At 38.5% G+C, this 22,684-nt stretch carries 19 protein-coding genes; 4 read left to right on the top strand and 15 right to left on the bottom strand.

Annotated features, from left to right (window positions below; all coding sequences use genetic code 11):
* The first annotated feature begins 36 nt into the window (after nt 1–36).
* Nucleotides 37–255 (top strand): PIN domain-containing protein, encoded by a 219-nt coding sequence (locus tag OQE68_RS11170; protein ID WP_219339887.1) that lies wholly within the window; start codon nt 37–39, stop codon nt 253–255.
* A gap of 479 nt (nt 256–734) precedes the next feature.
* Nucleotides 735–1,145 carry a type IV pilin protein gene (locus OQE68_RS11160; protein ID WP_353618512.1) on the top strand — a complete coding sequence of 137 codons (411 nt, stop codon included), beginning with the start codon at nt 735–737 and terminating at the stop codon, nt 1,143–1,145.
* Nucleotides 1,146–1,177: 32 nt separating this feature from the next.
* Here the strand turns inward: OQE68_RS11160 and OQE68_RS11155 are convergent, their stop codons facing one another.
* The 5 genes from OQE68_RS11155 to OQE68_RS11135 are packed head-to-tail and all read right to left on the bottom strand — an operon-like array spanning nt 1,178 to nt 6,946.
* Complete coding sequence (locus OQE68_RS11155) at nt 1,178–4,435, bottom strand: PilC/PilY family type IV pilus protein (protein WP_180566630.1); 3,258 nt, start codon at nt 4,433–4,435, stop codon at nt 1,178–1,180.
* Between the two features lie 16 nt (nt 4,436–4,451).
* On the bottom strand, nt 4,452–5,003 hold the full coding sequence (locus OQE68_RS11150; protein ID WP_180566629.1) for a pilus assembly PilX family protein: 552 nt from the start codon (nt 5,001–5,003) through the stop codon (nt 4,452–4,454).
* A 3-nt stretch (nt 5,004–5,006) separates the two neighbouring features.
* The gene (locus OQE68_RS11145) at nt 5,007–5,807 is read right to left on the bottom strand and encodes a PilW family protein (RefSeq protein WP_180566628.1); all 801 of its coding nucleotides are present in this window, start codon (nt 5,805–5,807) and stop codon (nt 5,007–5,009) included.
* Between the two features lie 2 nt (nt 5,808–5,809).
* Nucleotides 5,810–6,394 carry a type IV pilus modification protein PilV gene (gene pilV / locus OQE68_RS11140; RefSeq protein ID WP_180566627.1) on the bottom strand — a complete coding sequence of 195 codons (585 nt, stop codon included), beginning with the start codon at nt 6,392–6,394 and terminating at the stop codon, nt 5,810–5,812.
* 18 nt (nt 6,395–6,412) lie between these two features.
* On the bottom strand, nt 6,413–6,946 hold the full coding sequence (locus tag OQE68_RS11135) for a GspH/FimT family pseudopilin (RefSeq protein WP_180566626.1): 534 nt from the start codon (nt 6,944–6,946) through the stop codon (nt 6,413–6,415).
* 552 nt (nt 6,947–7,498) lie between these two features.
* Here OQE68_RS11135 and OQE68_RS11125 point away from each other — a divergent pair.
* Entirely contained in the window at nt 7,499–8,785 is a 1,287-nt protein-coding gene (locus OQE68_RS11125; RefSeq protein WP_180566625.1) for a coiled-coil domain-containing protein, read from the top strand.
* Here OQE68_RS11125 and etfB read toward each other — a convergent pair whose 3' ends face one another.
* From etfB to OQE68_RS11090, 7 genes are all read right to left on the bottom strand, one after another.
* On the bottom strand, nt 8,786–9,586 hold the full coding sequence (etfB, locus tag OQE68_RS11120) for an electron transfer flavoprotein subunit beta (protein WP_266195618.1): 801 nt from the start codon (nt 9,584–9,586) through the stop codon (nt 8,786–8,788).
* Nucleotides 9,587–9,626: 40 nt separating this feature from the next.
* On the bottom strand, nt 9,627–10,880 hold the full coding sequence (gene etfA, locus OQE68_RS11115) for an electron transfer flavoprotein subunit alpha (RefSeq protein WP_180566624.1): 1,254 nt from the start codon (nt 10,878–10,880) through the stop codon (nt 9,627–9,629).
* A gap of 17 nt (nt 10,881–10,897) precedes the next feature.
* Nucleotides 10,898–12,793 carry a (Fe-S)-binding protein gene (locus OQE68_RS11110; protein WP_180566623.1) on the bottom strand — a complete coding sequence of 632 codons (1,896 nt, stop codon included), beginning with the start codon at nt 12,791–12,793 and terminating at the stop codon, nt 10,898–10,900.
* A 225-nt stretch (nt 12,794–13,018) separates the two neighbouring features.
* Nucleotides 13,019–15,079, bottom strand: a complete 2,061-nt coding sequence (dgcA, locus tag OQE68_RS11105; RefSeq protein ID WP_180566622.1) for a dimethylglycine demethylation protein DgcA — start codon at nt 15,077–15,079, stop codon at nt 13,019–13,021.
* Nucleotides 15,080–15,255: 176 nt separating this feature from the next.
* Nucleotides 15,256–15,810, bottom strand: coding sequence for a 4-vinyl reductase (locus OQE68_RS11100; protein ID WP_180566621.1), 555 nt, complete (start codon nt 15,808–15,810; stop codon nt 15,256–15,258).
* A gap of 2 nt (nt 15,811–15,812) precedes the next feature.
* Nucleotides 15,813–16,790 carry a dipeptidase gene (locus OQE68_RS11095; RefSeq protein ID WP_180566620.1) on the bottom strand — a complete coding sequence of 326 codons (978 nt, stop codon included), beginning with the start codon at nt 16,788–16,790 and terminating at the stop codon, nt 15,813–15,815.
* Between the two features lie 670 nt (nt 16,791–17,460).
* A complete protein-coding gene (locus OQE68_RS11090) occupies nt 17,461–17,652 on the bottom strand; it encodes a hypothetical protein (RefSeq protein ID WP_180566619.1) in 192 nt (63 codons plus the stop codon).
* An 884-nt stretch (nt 17,653–18,536) separates the two neighbouring features.
* Between OQE68_RS11090 and OQE68_RS11085 the strand changes: the two genes are divergently transcribed.
* Nucleotides 18,537–19,091, top strand: a complete 555-nt coding sequence (locus OQE68_RS11085) for a PDC sensor domain-containing protein (protein WP_180566618.1) — start codon at nt 18,537–18,539, stop codon at nt 19,089–19,091.
* A gap of 62 nt (nt 19,092–19,153) precedes the next feature.
* Here the strand turns inward: OQE68_RS11085 and gbdR are convergent, their stop codons facing one another.
* From gbdR to OQE68_RS11070, 3 genes are all read right to left on the bottom strand, one after another.
* On the bottom strand, nt 19,154–20,143 hold the full coding sequence (gene gbdR, locus OQE68_RS11080) for a choline metabolism transcriptional regulator GbdR (RefSeq protein ID WP_180566617.1): 990 nt from the start codon (nt 20,141–20,143) through the stop codon (nt 19,154–19,156).
* 424 nt (nt 20,144–20,567) lie between these two features.
* Nucleotides 20,568–21,422, bottom strand: a complete 855-nt coding sequence (fghA, locus tag OQE68_RS11075) for an S-formylglutathione hydrolase (RefSeq protein WP_289623304.1) — start codon at nt 21,420–21,422, stop codon at nt 20,568–20,570.
* A 15-nt stretch (nt 21,423–21,437) separates the two neighbouring features.
* Nucleotides 21,438–22,547, bottom strand: coding sequence for an S-(hydroxymethyl)glutathione dehydrogenase/class III alcohol dehydrogenase (locus tag OQE68_RS11070; RefSeq protein ID WP_180566616.1), 1,110 nt, complete (start codon nt 22,545–22,547; stop codon nt 21,438–21,440).
* Nucleotides 22,548–22,684: the final 137 nt, after the last annotated feature.

The raw sequence follows: 22,684 nt of genomic DNA, 5'->3' as shown, positions 1-22,684 counted from the left end.
CTAATAATCTAGACAGTCTAGCTGGAATAGTGGTTAATGAGGGTAACTGCAACCTTTGAAAGGGAAATAGGGCGTAATAAAGCCGCTTCACACTATGGAGATATTCGTGCCAACTTGGAATGCAAGGGCACACCAATAGGTGTCAACGACCTACAGATTGCTGGTCATGCAAGAAGCGAAGGACTAACCCTGATAACTAACAACATGCGTGAGTTTAATCAAGTGGAAGGACTACGGTTGGAAAACTGGGTTTAAATAACAGACTCAACAAAAAAGCAGCAAAAATCGGCTTTAATAAAGTACCATGGTACTATAGATTGAGTACTGTCATTTACCATTTAGTACACTTTTCACCTGCTACTGTTGTATCGTGTTTTTCATACCAGCAGCGACCGTTGCCATTGGATGGTAGCTCGATTCGACTGTGCTGTACCAGTTTTTGGTTGTGTATGAAGAAGCATTCGCCTCTACATTTGTTAAATTATACTACTTACTTAGTAGTACCTTCCAGTGGTAATTGTGAAGAAAAAGTTTAGGAATACTTTTTTTTATCAAACTCAATAAGAAATGATATTTATATTAAAGTTAATGTTTTTCTAAGTGTTTCATCTTTGCCATAAACTTTATTAAATCAGAAATATTAAATTATTAACAGTAATTTTGTTGCTTGCTAATGACATAACTATGAGCTAATGAGATAATACGCATTTTAAAATGCGTGTGGAGTATTATTAGTGAAAATAGTAAAACAAAGCCAGGGCTTTACTTTAATTGAAGTACTTATTGTAGTTGTTATTGTTGCGATACTGGCCGCTGTAGCTTTTCCAAGCTATCAAGAGTATGTCAGAAAAACCAGGGCTAATGATGCTAAAACAGAGATAGCAAAATTTATGCAGCTACAGGAAAGGCACTTTATTCGTCATTTAAAATATGATAAAGATTTAAAACCTACTGGAACAGACTTTTATACTTATCATATTTACAAGTGTGAAAAAAATAGTACAGAAGAACCAAAAAAAGCCGATTTAAAGAAATGTATTACTATAAGTGCCACTCCAAAAACAGGTACTAGCACTTATAATAAAGCAATAAAACTGAGCACTAATGGTGCTAAGGATAATTGGGATAAGCCTAAAAATAGCTAATAATAAAAGCCCACGTTAGTGGGCTTAAGTTTCTAGTTTGGTTCTCTTCTCCACCAAGTTTTATAAAGTCGTTTAGCGCTGCTTAGGTCAACTAGCTTTTCAAAACCTACATTTGCAGTGGTTTTTCTATTTCTGGTTATTACCACAGGTGTATCTGCTATACCTTTGTATTTCAATATTTTGTAGCGATTATTATCGTCATCTGCTGTTCCATCATTAATTCCTCCTGTTGCATCATAAAGGTTTAATACATACCCTTTTGCTGTGCCAGGTGTGGGACTGCATAAATCCACTTTATTTGAATGGGTAAAAGTTGTAAATAATACCATATTTCCAAAAGTTATAGATGGGCTAAGAGCTTTTTCATTATCACTTAAATCAATGAACCAACCATGTTTAGTGTTAAAATTTAGTCTAGCTTGAGATTTTTCTGTTTCACTACCTTTTACAATAAGGTTATTTGATGCATTATAAAGATCTTCAATTCCAATAACCTTTTTATTTCCTCCATTTCTACTAGCATATTTATAAGAATCTATTTCTGAACCATTATTAGCTCTGGCTGGCGGACTAAAGACATAAGGATCTTTAATCATGAAAAACTTATCTTCCTCATCTTCTGAATTAGGGTGAGCACGATAACCTGACCCCACTGTAATTGCTACATAGCTTTGTGACTTATCTAGAATGGCTGCATCTACCCTGTTATAAAACCTTCTGCCATCACCACCTAGTTTAGCAATAATGCCACCACTAGCTAAATTATCAGCATTATTATTAGTCTTGTTAAAATCAAATCGCCATAATTGACCCGCTATATCAATTGCATAGATATAATCAGTAAACCCGTCAGAGTTAATATCAATAGGTGCAACTGAGGCTGGGAAACTATACTTCATGTCTTGGTATTTGTTATTTGCTCCCCCATCATTTGCATTATTAGCAGAAGCCCACCAGAGTAGCTCACCAGTTTCAGCGTCTACCATATAAATAGCGCGACCAATATTATCCTCAGGTATAATATTTTGGTTATTTATTCTAGCATCAATATTTGGTAGTGGGTCTTGTCCATAACTATTTGGATTTCCGTTTGCTACCTTGCCGTTATATCCACCAGTAAAGAACAGTACGGTATGAATCTCATTACCTATTTTAACCCTTCCTAACATAGGCTTGGACCAGGTATGAGCTAATTCACGATATTCGTTTTCAGAAGGTGATGTGATGCCCCCTTTTATTTGCCACTTTAAGGAAGGTTCTCTAAAGTTAGTTACATCTAAAGCATAAATATTATGGCCACCTCTACGCATGGTTAAATATAAATAAACATGGTCTCCATCTACACTTTCTATTTGATTGTCTTTATCATTATCATATATCCATAAAGATATTGGGCCATCTAATCCATACAGCTTTTCTCCAACCTTTTTCAAGTTTCCCTCTAAAGCATGATTAGTTTTGTTTGCATAGTATTGCTTTATATTTTTTAGCAAATTTTTTGGAAAAAATGTATAACGTTCAACTCCTGTATCTGCATTAATTGCATGAAGCCCTCCCATATTTGTGGTGAAAAAAATGGTTGATTCAGTAGTCTCGTTTTCCTCATTTGTGCTATAAACAACACTAACTGGTTTGGTATGTAGTGGATCTGTAATTCCTTCTTTACTCCTAACAAAGTTGATTTCACTTTCTGTTAAGCCAATATGTGTTGCATTATTTATTTCATCTAAATTATCAATTTTTAACGGCTTTAATAAATTTTCACCAATCTGAGCATATATTGATCTATTAGCCGAGTTTGGTAGTTTCTCTCGAATACCACCTTCGGAAACTTTCTTTACATTTTGATTCGCACCAGCCCAAAAATCTCTTGCATTTTCAGTCATTTCTCCTTCATCATTTAATACCTTAACGCCACCAATTCCAATTAACTCATTATCAGCATTAACTTTAAATTTTTTTAAATTTCCTGGCCACCTAACGCCTCCTTTGGGTTCAAACATAGTTAAGTAAGTGTATTCTCCTACGCCAAACTGCTGGAATGAACTTACAGGAGCTACTGGTGCTGTAACTGAATTTATTCCTTCAGTTACAGTATTAGTAAATGTTTCTTCCAATGCAGTAACTAACTCATCATAATTATTTGATGTAATACTACTTCCAGTTCCGCCATGCTTGGAGACATTATCCATCAATTCTTTATGCTCCGCTGGTAAGTCAAAGCCACTAATTACAGAGATTCTTGCTACCTGATTACCAATTAAGTTTGGGTTTAAGTCATGGTTGGCCATATACCAAGCAAGTTCATCAATACAACCGCCCTCTGCATTACCATGATCTACTCTATTCTGGTCAAAGCCTGTTCCACAATCTTCAGACAAACCTTCAGGCAGTTCATCTTTCTTCGGACTTCTAGCTATTAACTCACGTACAAACTCGTTAGCATCAGAGTCGTCAGTTGGTTCACCATCTGTAAAAACAGTAACATTATTATATAGCTGACACTCATGTGTTATAGGGCTTTTATATTTACCATTGTTTAGATCATTAGGGTCTGTTGGGGTTGGTAGACCTTCTTGACCAAAATAAGGATCTTGTCCTGTTAAATACAAATAAGCTTCATATAAAGATTCAGTTAGAGGAGTATTGCCATTTGCTTCTAGATGATCAATAGACTTCTTAAAATTCTGTTTATTACTTTCCGAATCTTCAGCTATTTTGGTTAAACCTTTTAATAAATATGCACCAAGGTGTGAGCCACCTTTTATAATTTTGTGTCTATTGAGATTATATTTTTTTTCTCTATCAGTTCTAGGATCATATATATAGTCTAAAGCATAAGCTTTGCAATAAGCATTAGCAGATATTTCCTTATCTGTATGCAAACTTGTTTGTTGTATATCTTTAATGCAGTCGTCTAGTTTGTCTACAGTTATTGTCTTATAACGATGACTTACTACATCATAAATGTCATACGTATAAATTTCACTTTGTTTTTCATCATTTTTCTTTTTTGCACGATTAAATCGCATCATTGATAAGTTTACATTATTAACTCTATTGATAACCTCTTTTGATGCTCGTTTTGTTATTGATATTCTTGTCTCACCATTTTCTGTTGGATTACCCATGCTAGTTGAAGTATCCATAATTAGAATAGTATTAGGTAAAACTTGTCCTTCGGAAAATTCAGGTATATAAAAAACTTCAGTATCGTCCGCTTTGATACTGGTTGATAACGAAAAAATACAAGAAAATATTACGCTACTTAAAGAAGTTTTTTTAAACATAAATTTACAACTCTTACTAACCATTTAACTTACCTTTTGGTTTAGGTGCTGCGTAATTAAGACCAGCAGCCTGTTGTTCTTTACCACCAGTACTTTGCCAGCTTGACTCATTATCAAGCTGATAACATTGTCCAACAAATTCAAGCAAGCTAAAGCCAGGTGGAGATGTGCACCTATGCTTATATTCAAGGTTAACGGAGTTTTTATATAATGTACCATCTTCCAATGGTATTAACTTTTGTTGAGAGGTTTCATTTAACTTTGATTTAATAATTAATTGGTTAAGTTTGTGTGGTTTTTTTTCATCTCTTTCACTTCTCATGCATTTATCAATACAGTTTTCGAGAGTGGCGTCATTTTTTTCCAAATATCTAAACTGAGCTCTCAGTTCGCTTAAAGCAGCTTGTTTTAGCTCTAAATTTCTTTGTTCATTGTGTGAAATTTTTTGCTCTACATATGATTTTTTAAATAAAGTAATACCTGCTATTGAAACTACAAGTAGTATCATAAGACAAACAATCAGCGTGACGCCACGCTGATTGGAAAAACCTCTAATGTTTATACGCATACCTTACCACTCAATAGAATTTTGAAGAGCAATTTCAGTTTGAAATGTTCTGTGAATATTTTTATTGGTTTTGTGGATTTTTAGTTCTATATCTAAAACCTTATATTGAATATCCTGCTGATTTTCTTCACCACCTGCTCCTTCCATAGTTAATGCTACTTTAACAGCAGTAATTTCTTTAATATTATTTTTATTAAGATAATTTGCATTTATATATTTTGATTTTTTTGTGTTTGTGTTCATTCCTTCTTCTTTTTTATACAGAATCTGTAAACTAGTAACATTTTCTGCTAATGTATATTCGATATTAGAAGTCCATTTGGCTGCATCTTCTAGATAAGTGTTACATACTAGCTTTTTTTCTTTAATGTAATATTGATTTATAATTGCATTATGCTCTCCTAAATCAGTAGCTGCAATTTCATTTCCGCCGCAATCTAAATTATTAATTGGGTCGTATTTAATAGCAATTAAATCATTGTTTTCAGTTAGTGTGCTTCCAGTACCATCAGTTGTGCACACAGACGATTTACTAACTACTTTATTGTAATTACAGTCTTTTGGTTTTACGAAAGGTGATGCTGGTCCTGATTTTGCTGGGTTCATATAACCAGCCATTCGTAAGTCGTTTGAAATCTGATTTAGTGCAAATCTTGCGTTATCCTGTATTCTGGAAATATTTTCATGTAAAGACACGGAAACACGATTTGTGGATAGTATTTCAACTACACCCATCACTACAATGATGCCGAGTAGCATGGCAATCATCAATTCTATTAGAAAGTAACCTTGATTTTTATTCATAGTTATATATTAAAGATATGATAAACTTCGTCTTTATAATTTGTATTTGAATTGCTATTTGTAGAACCTTCTTGTTTTCTAGCAAGCCATTCTAGTTTTATTGCTGCAGGTTTGTTCAAATTACACTGTTCAGTAGGAGGATCTTTTGGTTGGCAGCTAATAGTTAGATTATAGTCAATAAGACGGTCTTTAATTCCATTAACGTCATTACTACCATTACCGCAAATAAATGATTTTAAATCATACTTAGCTTGTTCTTCGGTTGAGCATTCATTTGTTATGCAATCTTTTATACTGTTATTATTACAGTTCACTAAATTTGGATTACTCGAAGAGCCACTATTATCTGCTATAACTTCATATTTATAAAATCCATCCTCAAATCCTTTAATATTACTTCGCATATTTTCAACAAGCTCATTTATTCGCCATGTTGCAAAGGTTTTAAGCTCACTATCTTGGGTATATTGCAATGCATTAAGTTGTAGACTTATAAAGCCTAATATCCCAATTCCAAATACAAGCAGAGATACCAGCACTTCAATGAGAGATATCCCTTTTTGATGGTTAATATTATTTTTTTTCATAAGATTTCATCACTTTTTCTAAGTGCTTAAATTTATTGATCCACTTTTATTGATGGTAACTTTATGCTTTGTATTGTTTTCTTTATCTTTTATTTCAATTTCTAGTTTGCTTATATTTGATCCATCATCTTTAATTTCTTTTGCGAATCCTTGTCCATTAAATATAATTATCTTTTCTCTACCCGCTATTTTAGCTTTTTTTGACGGTAAAATACTTTCTTCATTAATCACATAGCAGTTGCTTACTTTCTTATTATCTTTCTCACATGAGCTTTTGCAGATACTTGGGTCAGCAGACTCGCATACCCTCATTAACCAACTGTTAGGAGGTGATGTTTTTTTGTACAAAACGACTGATATTAGTTTATTTCTCTTTATCGCTTCACTTTTTGCAAAAATTAGCTGAGTATAGAGTTCGTCCTTAAACTGTTCTAACTTTCCTCTTTCAATAAATCGCTCGAATCCTGGTGCTGAAATAAAAGCCAGAATGGCTATTATCACTAGCACTATCATGAGCTCTATTAAGGTAAAACCTTGTGTTTTTTTGATCACGTTTTAATCGACCCCCTTCCCCAACTTTCTTGTTCTCAGACTATGTAGGGTGTTGGGATATGGAGTGATAGGGTCGTAGAGTGGCGGAAGAATACCCTGTTACTTCATATTTATTTAACAGCACCTTTTTACAACAGCCTTTAGTAAAAGAAAGTTACACACGAGTTATGTACACTTTGCGCTGTATGCCAAATAGTCAACGCGTTTATAAAAACTGACTGCATTATAACTTTCTTTTATTTGTCACTTTGTGCCACTGGTCTCGAAATATTTCCACTCGTCGTATTAATACTTGACGAATAGTGGTTTGTTGGCTGGTTTTTGATCGTTATTGGATGTGAGTACTAGCAAGGTGCAGAAGTTGGGTGATCAGGAAACAGTAGGTGTTTGTTTTATCGCTACCTTATATAGCTTTGTAGTTTAGTTATTTCATTTCTTAATAGCTGCTTAAACATTGAGCTTTAGGGCTGATAGAGAGCAGAAAACCACTACAATTAACGTTATAGCCTTTGAAAGGTTCTATAGCTGTTGTAGTGGTTTAGGTTGTAACTAATGACAGATCGGCTGGTTTTAGTTGTATTAGCCAATTACGCTGTTCTTGCAAGCATGCTTGCGGTTGTTCTGGCCTGGTTGCTGATTAAACAACACCGGATTTCCATTATCAAAAAGAAGCTTTTTGATAACCGCAAAGTGGTTAGCTCATTACAAGCGATTTTGGATGAAATGGAACAAGAGCTTCAAGAGAGTGGTGAGACGGTTCCTCAAGAGTGGTTGATTGACCCTATTAATAAGCGGCAGATTAATTCACTTAGAAAACAAGTGTTAACCATTGAAACAGCCGCGCTAAAACATAAAGAGCCTGAAGATAGAGATAAGGAGTCGTCTAAAGGATACAACAGCTTATTTCAGAAGCTCCAAACAGGTTTTCAAAAAGCATTAAGCATAAAGGCACCTACTTATGAAGCTTACCTAAAAGAACAACTGGAAATGCTTATTGAGTATGAAAAGCAGTTCGATAAGGTTCAGTTAGAATGTTTTCAAGCAGAAAAATTGTCTCTTACTGATGTAATTTGTTTGCGTAAATCTTTGATTCACTATGAGTTAGAAACAATACGAGGCAGATTAGAAAAAGCCGAATATCAAGAACGGTTGAATCAAAAAATAATCCATTACTTCAAGTCAATAGCACCAGAGCCAAAAATAATAGAGGCTCCTGCAGTTGCTAGTGATAAGTCTGCTAAAACTGAGTCAGTAGAACAGGAGGAGGGGCTTGAAAATGCCTATGCAGAATTAGCAATCCAACAGTCCAATCAAAAGATCAATAGCTATCAGGGTCAAATCTCTAATTTAGAGCATATTATTGCATTGAATGAGGCTATGATTGGAAAACTGAAAAAGGATAAACGAGGGGAGGGTGAAGATGATGTGTATCAAAAGGAATTAGAAGAGTTGCTTGAACAGTCTCAAAAGCTGATAAAGCAGCTAAGGCACGAAATTTTGGACTATAAAGATGAAATTGAAAAGCTTGAAGAAAAAAACAAAAAATTAGAAAAAGGCATGCCTGTTGAAGAGGTAGAAGAAGACCAAGCCGCTAACGATGCGCTTGCGCAGCTTTTTGAGCGTTACTCCATGGATATGAGCAGAAAAGAACAAGAAATCCAACAGTTAAAGAATGAAAAAAATATCCTAGTGCAGAAATTAAAACAAGCAGCAGTGGCTGGGTCGTCCGATGGTGGGCAATATAAAGAAGCTTATGAAGAGGCCATTCAAAAAATTAAACGAATGACCCAGGAGTATCACTTATTGAATAAGATGTATCTTGATCTTAAAAATAAATAACTACTTGACCACCTTTTCCGCCACTAACAAATCATAAATCGCCTTGGCTGCTTCAGCAGGTGATTTATTTTCAATAACACTGCCGCCTTCATTTTTACTACTGGCGGTGGCTGCTTTAAAGCGATCAGCAGCGGTTTTGGCTTTCATAACCTTTAACCGTTTGGGGCGTTTTTTAGCCGGTTGTGCATGCCAACAGGCGCGGACTTTATCAATGTTAATGGTTGCATCTTGATCATTTATGGCTCCCCTTTTAGCTTTACCAAAAGCACTTTGGCGAGGGGCAGCTGCAGCAGAATCGACACTGGCGACAAAAGGCATTTGTACTTTAATTAAGCGGCGTTGCCCTCTAGGCAGTGCTTGTAGTATTTCTGCTGTACGGCCATTGATGCTTTTTATAGCTGCAATATTGGGCACCATCGGCAATTTAAGCTGTTCGGCAATTAGATAGGGTGTCATGCCGGATGATTCACCTTGCTCAGCTTTAATGCCTGTGAAAATAATATCAGCATGATTTTCAGTTAAGTATTCAATCAGTGCAGGGATGGCATCCGCTTCATGAGGATGATCCAAAACAGTGAGTTGATCCATTCCCATACCCAAATATTGCCGTAATACAGACTCTCTAGGATTGCCAGCATGAAGTACTTCTAATTGTTCTGGCGCTAAATTCAATGCTAATTCTAGGGCTTTAGCATCCTGGTCAGCTCTTCGCCCACGCTGTGATTTTGGGTGCAAACCAATGGAAACCAAAGTCGTAATTTTTGCAATACCGCTATCATTTGCATTATTAGATATATTCACTTTTTAGCTCCAACTAAATAAAAGCCTTTCACGAAGGGTATTAAGCGGCATTGGCAGCTGCCTCTTGCTTACTTTCGTTGACTAGCTTTATTAATTCTTCCAATACTGCGGAGCTGTCGGCAATCACACTTAAGTCGGCACGTTTAATCATATCGCAGTCTTTATCCAGGTTAATGGCAATCACTTTTTCGCATTGACCAATACCCTGCAAGTGTTGGATGGCCCCTGAAATACCCACGGCAATATAGACTCGTGCGCTCACCCAGGTTCCAGTTGCACCTACCTGGCGGAACCTTGGCATATCACCATTATCCACAGCTACCCGGCTTGCGCCTTCTGTTGCGCCCAAGGTGGCAGAGGCTTGATGGAATAACTCCCAATTAGTTACCCCATTACCGCCAGAAAGGATAAATTCAGCTTCACCTAATGGAATTTCACTGGGGTCTACCGCTTGCTGTCCCAGGTCTTCCATTTGCGGGATCACTGCAGGAAGATCAGGTAATTCGAGACGAGTTGCTTGGTGTTCAGTTTCCATCACGGGGTAGGCGACTTCTTCAGCAAGTAGCATAATTCTTGGAATTGACCGCTCGACATCTTGAGTGCCACCACTTGCACGACAAGTGATTTTATCCTGCTCAAACTTCCAAACTTGAGTAGCAGGGCGCTCATTTAACCGGGCAGCTAAACGTCGACCTAAGTCGCCCCCACCATGAATACTATCAGGCAATAACCAATGTTTAGGTTGATAACTGACTTCAACAGCCGTTAATGCTGTTAGTTTTAATTCAGGGTTAAACAGTTGGAATTTTTCATCAGTAAAATGTAGTAAGCGATCAACACCTGCAAACTTTAAACTGTCGTCTTTTAGCTCACCAAAGGCAATAGCAAGTACTGCACCTTTTTCATTAGATGCTGTTTCATCAGATTCAGTAGCCAATAAATGGGCCTGGCCGAGTATATCTTTATCATGACTGGTTAAGCGGCCACCGACTAAATCTAACACAACGGCAATATAGAATGCAGGGTCTTCAATGGTAAATGGTTTACGAACTTCTTGTTGTTCTACGCCTTTAGTGTGACTGCGGCTGGCAAATTGAGCTGCTGACACACCAGTGGCACTGCGATCAATTCGTTTTATCCCATTAGGGCCAATAAAGCCAACCTGATGAGGATTTTTCCGAATTAATCCGGTAGGGCCTCGCACTGGTCCAGAAGCAAAATTAGCATGCATTGGGTGCAGGCGATTTCGAATAATGCGTTCAATACGCGGGTCTCGTCGTATTATATTACTCATAAGTTACCCCTATACCACTAATGAATTGTTTCCACGGCTTCTGCCAGCATTTCAGCGATATCCCGCACTTCTGGGCGAGGTTCTACTACTCCTTCCAGCATTAATGCACATTGCGGGCAAGCCACGGCAACCACTTCGGCATTGGTGGCTTTAACATCTTCCATCCGCATATCAGGAATCCGTTGTTTACCGGGGATATCCGTAATGGGTGCAGCACCGCCGCCGCCACAACAGCGGGAACGAAAACCTGAACGCTCCATTTCAGTTACTTCCAGACCAAGTGCTTTTAATAATTCCCGTGGTGCTTCATATTCGCCGTTATAGCGACCTAAATAACAGGGGTCGTGATAGGTGACTGTGCCTAAATTGAGTTCGCCAAGTTTTAGGGTACCTTGCTTGGCTTGCTCTGCTAAAAATGTGGTGTGATGGTAAACCTCAAAAGCAGCGCCAAAATCTTTATATTCATTCTTCAAGCAGTGATAAGAGTGTGGATCAGCCGTTACTATCTGCTTAAACTGATATTTTTTTAGCGTAGCAATATTATGTTTGGCTAAGGATTGAAACGTGGCTTCATCACCCAGCCGCCTGGCAACATCCCCACTGTCTCGCTCTTCGTTACCTAAAATAGCGAAGTCCACTTTTGCAGCGCGCAGTAATTTAACCACTGCACGTAAGGTGCGTTGGGTACGCATATCATAGGCGCCATCACCAATCCAGAATAAGACATCAGCTTCCTGCACATCGGTCATTAATGGCAAGTTAAGGTCTGTAGCCCAGTTAACCCGGTGGCTTGGGTCAAAACCATTAGGGTTATCGGTAGCAATCAGGTTTTCGATGACTTCCACCCCTTTTTCTGGGGTTTGGCCTTGCTCTAAAGTTAAGAAGCGGCGCATATCCACAATGGCGTCTACATGCTCAATCATCATTGGACATTCTTCTACACAAGCACGACAGGTGGTGCAGGACCAAAGCGTATCTGCTTCTACTAAACCATTAACAATAGGCTGTAAAGGCGCTCCTTGATGTTGACCCACTTCAATACCGGGATAAGGACTACCCGCATATTTAGCATCAGTGCCACCCGCTAAACCAACCACCATATCCTGAATCAATTTTTTGGGGTTAAGCGGTTGCCCAGCAGCAAAAGCAGGACACATGGCTTCACAACGGCCACATTGCACACAGGCATCAAAGCCCAACAGTTGATTCCATTTAAAATCTGCCGGTTGCTCGACACCTAGTTTATTTTCTTCAAGCTGAATTGGCTTTAAAGCTGTGGAGCGACCTCCACCAAATCGCTCAGCGCGACGATGAAACGCCAAGTGTAAAGCCCCTGCAAAAGCATGCTTCATAGGGCCACCCCAGGTCATGCCAAAAAACATTTCAGCTACCCCATACACAACACCCGCTAATAAAATAGTGGCTAACAGCCAGCCACCAAAATTTTCTGGCAAAATACCTGCAGCGGGCAGTGAAATTAAAATAAAGGTGATAGCAAACGTGAATAGGCTTTTGGGTAAACGCATCCAAGGCCCTTTCGAAAGCCTGGCAGGAGGATTCTTGCGGCGTTTATAAACAAAAAAAGCGCCGATCAACATAGCTGTTAAAGCCGCTAATAATCCCCACACTAAAATGCGATTATTAAAGCCAAACACATAAACCAGAATAATTAGTACACTCGCTGCCACAAACCCACCTGCAGTTGCAACGTGAGTATTAGCGATGTATTTATCCCGCGCCACCACATGGTGTAAATCCACCATATAGCGCTTAGGAATCTGCATTAAGCCATGCAGTATATTGATTTTATCAGGCTGCCCCTGGCGCCATAAATTAATGCGCTTAAACGCACCAATCACAGCAAGTAAAATGGCTGCACAGAGTAATACAGGTAGTATCCAATCAAGTAACATTTACTTATATCCCCCGATGTGGATATATTTTTCGAAGTTATTCACTTCAATTATATATTTTTAATTATTTACAACTAAGTAGAAACGAGAAATTTGGCTTCAAATCGAGGCGGGAAAAATACCTGACGCACAGTTTACTATAGTAAATGAGCATCGTAAGATTTTTCCCACTCTTTTATCTTTACTATGGAGCTGAAGTCAAATAGCCGTTTCCTTGTTTACAATTTAGAAGTCTTTGCATAGCCGCAATGCGTCGTATATTGCGGCATGCGTATTCCGCTGTGATACACAATCACCAATTCGATACAGTAAATAACCATTGTCTGTTTCTGCTAAAGCAGGTTGTGGCTTGGCATCATATAAAGCTTCGATATCAATTTGGCCTTTGTTGCGTGAATCCGCTTTTAATTCGTAATACAGTTTTTCATCTGGGCGGATACCATTTTCTACAACGACTTGATCAACAACCCGTTCTTCTTTTTGGCCGGTATATTCGTTTTCTAACACAGCAATTTTTTTATCGCCTTCTTGATAAACCTTTTCCAGAATAAAGTCAGACGTAAATACGACTTCTTTTTCGTACAAACTGCGATAATAAGTAGGGAAGGTTGTGCCACCGACAGCTGCACCTGGCTTGATATCATCTGTGACAATTTCAACTAATGAACCTTTTGATGCTAAATAGTCAGCAACTGACATACCGCTAAACTCGCAAATAGTGTCGTACACCAAAACATTTTTACCTGGTTCAATAGTGCTGTTCAGAATATCCCAGCTGCTGACAACTAAACCTTCTTCTGCACCCCATTCAGGTACTTGCTCTAGGAAAGGCGTACCACCCACTGCTAGGATAATTATGTCTGGTTTTATATCTAAAATGGCATCAGTATTGGCTTCTGTGTTGAGTCGCACATCTACACCTAAGCGCTCTAATTCCAAAACAAACCAGCGGGTAATACCGGCGATTTGATCCCGCTGTGGTGCTTTGGCAGCAGTGGTAATTTGCCCGCCCAATTCGTCAGCTTTTTCAAATAGGGTTACTTGATGACCGCGTTCGGCTGCAACGCGAGCAGCTTCCATACCAGCAGGACCACCACCTACCACAACGACTTTGCGAATAGCCCCTTCGGTTTTTTCAATAATATGGGGCATGGTGCTTTCGCGTGATGTAGCTGCGTTTTGAATACACAACACATCCAGCCCTTGATATTGGCGGTCGATACAGTAATTGGCTCCGACACACTGACGAATCTGATCTACCTGATTCATTTTTATTTTGGTAATCAAATGTGGGTCAGCAATATGGGCGCGAGTCATTCCCACAAAGTCGACATAACCTTCTTCTAAAATCCGCTGTGCCTGATTGGGGTCTTTAATGTTTTGCGCATGAATAACAGGTACCTCTACCACTTCTTTAATACCGGCAGCTAAATGTAGGAATGGCTCAGGTGGGTAGCTCATATTAGGAATAACATTGGCTAAGGTATTATGAGTATCACAACCAGAACCAATCACACCAAAGAAGTCAATCATGCCGGTGTCATTGTAATATTTGGCGATTTGCTTCATATCGTCGTGGTTTAAACCATCTGGATGGAACTCATCACCACAAATACGCAATCCAACGACAAAATCAGGACCCACTTCTTCACGAATGGCTTTGGTAACTTCTAAACCAAAACGCATTCGGTTTTCGAAGCTCCCACCCCATTCATCAGTTCGTTTGTTAACCCGTGGGCTCCAAAATTGGTCGATTAAGTGTTGGTGTACCGCTGAAATTTCTACTCCATCTAAACCACCTTCTTTAGCGCGACGAGCAGCCTGAGCATAGTCTTTAATAATGCGCTCAATTTCTTCTGATTCAATAGTTTTACAAGTGGCACGATGTACTGGCTCACGAATGCCACTGGGACTAACAAGGGTTGACCAGTGACCACCATCCCAGCGAGAGCGACGTCCCATATGGGTAATTTGAATCATAATCTTGCCGCCGTGTTTATGTACTGCATCGGCAAGGTTTTGAAAATGAGGAATAATCCGGTCAGTCGATAAATTAACGGATTTCCACCAATCTTGTGGGCTATCGATGGAAACAACACTGGAGCCACCACAAATACAAAGCCCTACACCACCTTTCGCTTTCTCTTCGTAATACTTCACATAGCGTTCAGTTGTCATCCCTCCATCAGTGGCATAAACCTCTGCATGGGCAGTACTGACAACACGATTACGAATCGTTGTCTTATTGATGGTCAATGGCTGAAATATTGCGTCGTACTGAGCCATCGTTATCCCTCATTCATTAGTCACTGGCTAACACAAGGGGATATTTAAAATATTATGTTTAAATATCCCTCGACTATTGTTTGTTTTCACCCTTGTTTTTATTTATCAAATAAATTTGTGGGTGTTTTTATTAGTGGCTGGGAGTAAATAGCCCAGCGCATTGAAAAGTATTTATATTAATGACGGGTTGTGTCACCTTCATTTATAGCTTTTACTTCAAATACGCCATGATTACAGCCTTCTTCCGCTTCACTTTGTAATTGTTCTGCATGTGTAGTAAGAGAATAACCTAAGCGTTCTACAATTTGATCCATGGCTCCAGCAAACCAGCCGGTAAACATATACTCTAATTTACGGTTTACTTTTCCATAGTGATAAACAAAAGCAGAATGATCTAAGCGAACTTTGGCATAGCCTTTTTCTAAATCAATATCTTCAATTGAAAAAATACCCCAACCACGCTGAGAAAGCCTAAGCATGTAATGTTCAAAAACTTCTACACCAAAAATGTCGTGTTCTTTAGCCTCTTGCTGACACCAATAATAGGCAGATTTATAACCGGCTTGATAAAGAATCTCGGCGTACTTATCGGCACCTAACGCATCTTCAATAACCGTGTGGTTATTCATAAAAAAATGGCGTGGTACATATAGCATGGGGAGTGCATCAGTGGTCCAAACCCCAGTTTCTTCGTCAACATTAATTGGTACTTCAGGTGCTTTATGACCCATTATTATTCTCCCCATACCTCTTTTAAAGTGCGTAACCAGTTTTCACCCATTACTTTACGAATTTTGTGCTCAGACCAACCTCTTCTCGTCATGGCATCAGTCAGGTTGGGGAATTCACCAATAGTGCGGAAACCAGCAGGATTAACAATTTTGCCGAAATTAGTTAGCGAGCGGGCATAGCCTTTATCATGAGTCAGCCAGTCAAAGAAGGCTTTATCATGACCTTGGGTAAAGTCGGTGCCAATGCCTACACAGTCTTCACCAACAATATTGATGATGTAGTCAATTGCTTCAATGTAATCATCAACAGTGGCATCTACCCCTTGTTTTAAGAATGGGGTAAACATAGTTACACCAATAAAACCACCACGATCAGCAATAAACTTTAAGTCTTCATCGGATTTATTGCGGGGGTGTTCTTTAAGGCCGGCGGGTAAGCAGTGGGAATAACAAACGGGCTTGGTTGATGCCTCAATAACATCCATAGAGGTTTTGGCGCCTACATGAGAAAGGTCGCACATGATACCTACCCGGTTCATTTCTGCGACTACTTCACGGCCAAAGTCAGATAAGCCACGGTCGCTTTCATAACAGCCGGTACCAATCAGGTTTTGAGTGTTGTAAGCCATTTGCACGATGCCAACACCCAGTTCTTTAAACACTTGAATGTAGCCAAGCTTGTCTTCAAAGGCGTGTGCGTTTTGAAAGCCTAAGATAATGCCGGTTTTGTTAAGTTCTTTCGCTCGTAAGATGTCTTTCGTGGTCCTTACTTGCATGATTAGATCGCTATGATCTTCGAAAAACTGATGAAACTCAGAAATATTGTTAACTGTGTTTTGAAATCCTTCCCAAACGGATACAGTACAGTTAGCTGCGGTTAGGCCTCCTCGGCGCATATCCTCGAACAGCTCACGGCCCCACTTGGCAATAATTAAACCGTCTATCACAATCGAGGTATCATGCAGCTCGCTGGATGTCATATTTTTTACCCTCAAACTAGTAATGGCTTATTTTTGTTAACATTTTCATATCCAGTACGCACGATGGATATAGATTCCTTGAACTTCTGGCCAGTCTAGCACCAGGATTAAACGAAACTTTCCATTGAAAGCGACAGAGCTATGTGCAAAACCGTCACTAACTCAGCAGGCTACAGCTGCCCAGTTCCAAGGCTTTTAGGCTTTGTGGTTACTTCGGGGTGTTTGAAAAAATGATGAAGAGATGAGGGATATTTGATATTGATAGGCTGGTTTACAATAGACGATTCTTACCTGTTTAAATGTGAATAGATTAAATATTAAAGTACCAATAAATAAAGATACCCTTGAAGTATTATTTTAAATACACAAAGAATAATGCTTGAATGATTTAAGCAGTATTTAACTGAAAAATAAGTCGCGATTAGTTTTATACTAGAAAGCGGGTGTCAGGGACAGCGAGGGTTATTCCCATAATGGTATTTTATTAACCCTTCTCCACCCGCTTATGTCGTATATTAAATGATATTCTGTATAAATAAAACCTTAAATATAAAAGAAGTTTTGCAATATAACTGATAGTAAAAACCTTTCTTGTCTAATCAAAACTTCTAATTGGTCAGTAAGTACAAAAACTGAAGAGGGTTCCCGTAAGTGTTTACTTATAATTAAGCTATTTGCTATAAGCTTTATCTAATACAATAGCTGTTTTTGCGCTTGTCATCATTTTTTTTATAGCGCGGTTTGCAAATGCCGCTGACATGTCAAGTAGGTTGTGATATACCACTGGATCAGGGTTTCTGAGATAAACAAGGTCATCAGGTGTTGTATTTAGTACTTGCTGGTCTACTTTCCAAGGGGTCATATCTTAGGTCCATTGTTTTTGTTGGTATTACTATATTCAATTATGTTGTTGTAATACCAGTTTTATACCCACTAAGGGTATAGACTAAGCAGCCATCTTTTCTATAGATGCTACCACCTTTCTAGCTAGACAACCAAAAGCGATACTACTTTTAAACATTGCAGCTAATGAGTTATAGCCAGTAGTAGTAACAGAGTATTTGTTAGCAATGTTCATACTTCGCTTGTACTAGATACTAACCAGCAATTGGTTATAAATTGAATTAGGGTTTTTACGGATATGCTTAAAGTAAGAGTTATATTAGGTGGTTTGTTATTTTATATTCTGTTTTTTTGTGGTGGTTGGTAAAGGGTTAAAAGTAAATTCAATGGCGGGAGTGGGTGTTAACTCGCTTTAGTTGGTAGTTATACTTATGTGTAGTCAGTGAAAACATATAATACGACTTAAGTATAATATATGTGATTGAGTTCTGGAAAATATTTTTTGAAATTGTTGGGTTAATAAAAATCTCTCTAACTTGTTGATAAGTAATTTGGGTTGTTTTTTATACTTACTGATAGCATGCAATTTTACCAAAATCACACAGCTTGTAAGGATATTGATGTGTATATACATTTGGTTTATGTTTTGGTACAAAGGTACTTTGATGGGTGAGGTACTTTGATAGGTGAGGTACTTTGATAGGTAAAATGCTTCGATAGCTGAAGTACTTCAATAGATGTTGTAATGGAAATTTTTAAAGTGAAGTATTAATAATAAAGTTGTAATCCCCTTGATTTATTTGCATTCTTAGTAATATTTAAAAAGTTAACTTGAATTTATGAGTGCCCTCAAGTCAATCAGGCTAAAATAATAATAAGATGTAACTGAGAATGGGGTAATTAATGATTGTTAAAATAAAGTCGATCATTTTTATGATAGGGATGTTAAGTTTTGGTGTCTATGGGGGCGAAGTCCCTATAAATTCTGTAGAAAAAATTATTGATTCATTGCAGGAATGGGGGAAAGACCCTGACATAGTGGAGTTTGTGAAAGAGCATAATAAAAAAGATCTTACCCTAGTGATGATTAAAGAGAGAGATAAAAAATGGAAGCATGCTAAGAGTCTAAGCCGGTTTATGACGGATTTGATGCAAAACAAGGCTGCTAAACGTTTATTAGAACTTGAAAAATCTAAACCATATTATGCTGAACTTTTTTTAATGGGAAGTAAGGGTGAAAATATTGCAATGACAAATAAGACAACTGATTATTGGCAGGGTGATGAAGATAAATTCCAGCATAGCTATAATCAGGGCAAGGGAGATATTTATATAGGTAATGTAGAGTTTGATGAAAGTGCCCAAGCTTATTTAATTCAAGTGTCAGTTCCAGTTATGGATCAGGAAAAGGCAATTGGAGCGATAACAGTTGGTTTAAGTGTGGATAAAATACAATGAAAAAGTTCTCTTACTCTGTTTAAAAAAAGTAAGAGAACCAATTTAGATTTACATTATAGCCCTTAGCTAGCCATGGCTACGGGTTGCACTTTTACTTGTAATCCCAATCGTTCATCCCTAGGTGGAATACCAAAGCAGTCACGATAGCGCTTACTAAAGTGTGGGGTAGAAATAAAACCACAAGCAGCGGCAATTTCTATGATTGATAAGTTAGTTTGCTGTAGTAACTGCCTGGCTCTTTGTAATCTTAATTTTAGATAGTATCTAGATGGCGAGCAGTCTAGGTATTTTAAAAATAAACGTTCTAGTTGGCGCCTTGATAATCCCACATAGCTAGCTAGGTCATCCAGGCTAATGGTTTCTTCTAAGTTAGCTTCCATTAAAGCAACAATTTCGACCAGCTTAGGTTGACTGATTCCTAGCGTATGGCGTAACGGAATACGTTGTTGTTCAACCTCGTTACGCACTCGGTCGTGGACGAACATTTCTGATATGGATGCACTCAGCTCCCGACCATGAACATTGGCAATGACATTTAACATCATATCCAGTGGCGCGGTACCCCCACTACAGGTCAGCCGGTCTCTGTCAATACTGTATATATGGTTAGTCACCATGATATGAGGAAATTCTTCTTTAAAGCTGGCCATGTTTTCCCAATGAATAGTACAACGATGGCCATCTAATAAGCCTGCTTTAGCCAATATATAGCTGCCTGTACAAACAGCAGCCAATGGTGTTTTAAGGCGTGCTTGTCGTTGTAACCATTGTAATAAGCGGCGGTTGTTACATTGTTGCTTTATTTCTAGGCCACCGCATACCACAATTAAGTCAAACTTTTCAGTTGTTTCGATGCTATCGTCAGGTGTTATAGTCATTCCATCACTGGCTGAAACAGGTTCTCCTGTAACTGAAAGTGTTTTCCAGTGGTAAAGAGTACGGTTCGACAGCTGATTTGCCATCCGTAATGGCTCTACAGCGGAAGCATGAGACATTAAGGTAAAATTGTTTAGAACTAAAAAACCAATGGTACATGTATTAGTTATGGACATGATTATTACTCCACAACAAGGCTATTTTTTATGTAGGTTACTCATACCAGCCATAAAACAGCTGGCCACTATTGTTATTTTTTGGCAGCGATTTACAGCCAAATTTTTCCTATAAATAAAGTTCTTATTATATTCTCTACAGTTTTCTGGAAAATAAACTCTTATATACTGTAGTTCCCACTCTATCCTTTATTCAGGAATGGGTAACGTTATTCCTAAGTTAGCTATACGTCAATATCTGGATAAATTAACTACAAAAAATAAACTTTTCTTACAAACACTTACTTTGTAAATTTTTGATTACTAATTGCTATAGGCTAACTAAATATATTTAAATGAAAATAGCCTATGGCTTAACGATGGCAGCCTAAAGCAGGGAAAAGGCTTTAGGCCTGGTAGTAAGTGTTTATTAATAGCTTCGTTGTTACAGTAACCCTAAAGCTTTACCATGATAGCGCAAGTGGTCTTCAATAAAGCTGGTTATAAAAAAATAACTATGATCATAACCAGGTTGCATGCGTAAAGTGAGAGCAAAATCATTATCTTTACATGCTTTAGTTAGCGCTTCAGGTTTTAACTGTTCAGAGAGAAACTTATCAGCACTGCCTTGATCTACCAAAATAGGAATTGGGCTGCTGGATTTTGCAACTAGATCACACGCATCAAATTGAGCCCAGTTATCTTTATTATTACCCAAATAATGGCTGAAAGCTTTTTGTCCCCAAGGGCAGTCACTTGGATGGCTTATTGGAGCAAATGCTGAGACAGATGAATAGGCTTTAGGGTTTTTCAGAGCACAAATTAAAGCACCATGTCCTCCCATTGAATGGCCGCTAATGGCTTTTCTATCGGTAACAGGAAATGATTCAGTAATGAGTTCAGGCAGCTCTTTGGTTACATAGCTGTACATTTTGTAATGGCTTTCCCAGGGCTGTTCTGTAGCATCTACATAAAAACCCGCACTTGAGCCTAAATCCCAGCTGTCGTGTTCTCCTGGCAAGTTAGTGCCTCTTGGGCTGGTATCTGGACAGACAATTGCCATGCCTAATTCAGCTGCCAGTCGTTGAGCTCCTGCTTTTTGCATAAAGTTTTCATCTGTACACTCTAAACCAGATAGCCAGTATAAGACGGGTACAGCCTGTTCTTCTGCTTGAGGTGGTAAAAATAGGGTAAAAGTCATATCGCAATTTAATACATCAGAATGATGTTGATAGCGTTTTAACCAGCCACCATGCACTTTGTTTTGGGAAATGATTTCCAATTGAATTTGTTCAGACATCAGTTCACCTCACACTTAAAACAGGATAACGGAACGAATACTTTTGCCTTCATGCATTAAATCAAAGGCATTATTGATGTCTTCCAAACCCATTGTATGAGTAACAAACTCATCCAGCTTAATCTCACCTTGCATATATTGTTCAACATAACCGGGTAACTGGGTGCGTCCTTTAACACCACCGAAGGCAGTACCACGCCATACTCGGCCTGTAACGAGTTGAAAAGGCCTGGTTGCTATTTCTTCGCCTGCACCTGCAACACCAATAATAACGGATTCTCCCCAGCCTTTATGGCAACACTCTAGGGCTGAGCGCATTACATTAACGTTGCCGATACATTCAAACGAGTAATCAACACCACCATTGGTAAGTTCAACAATAACTTCTTGGATAGGTAGGTCATATTTTTGTGGATTAATGAAGTCAGTAGCACCTAATAATTTGGCCATTTCGAACTTATCTTCATTAATATCAACCACAATGATGCGTTCTGCTTTGGCTAAAACTGCACCTTGAATGACACTTAAACCAATCCCCCCTAAACCAAATACGGCAACTGTAGAGCCAGGTTCTACTTTTGCTGTATTTAAGACAGCGCCGATACCTGTGGTAATACCACAACCTAATAAGCAAACTTTATCTAGAGGTGCTTTATTGCTGATTTTGGCTACGGAAATTTCTGGTACAACGGTATATTCAGAAAATGTTGAGGTGCCCATGTAGTGGTATAGTTCTTTACCATTACAGCTAAATCGGCTGGTGCCATCGGGCATCACACCACGGCCTTGAGTTTCTCGAATAGCTTGGCATAAATTGGTTTTGCCTGACTGACAGAATTTACAATGACCGCACTCAGGCACATAAAGAGGAATTACATGATCACCTGGTTTTAATGAAGTTACACCAGCCCCTACTTCCTCAACGACAGCACCACCTTCATGGCCTAAGACTACAGGAAATAAACCTTCAGGGTCAGCACCAGAAAGTGTATAGGCATCGGTATGACATACACCTGTTGCCACCATTCGGAGCAATACTTCGCCTTCTTTGGGACCAGCGATATCGACTGTTTCTATTTCAAGAGGTTTGCCAGCTTCCCAGGCAACAGCTGCACGTGCTTTCATGGATGACTCCTTGTTGGTTATTTATTGTATGGCCGGTTAGTGACCAGATAGTCAATCAGGTAAAAACTAATAAGGGTTGAGTCTATGCAATGAAGTAAAACTAATTAATCCAGTTAAGATCAAAAGACTTTTGCTGT

It is taken from the genome of Spartinivicinus marinus, assembly GCF_026309355.1.
Classification (GTDB): domain Bacteria; phylum Pseudomonadota; class Gammaproteobacteria; order Pseudomonadales; family Zooshikellaceae; genus Spartinivicinus; species Spartinivicinus marinus.
The sequence above is the reverse complement of the archived record's forward strand: the minus strand, read 5'-3'. Positions and strand labels throughout refer to the sequence as shown.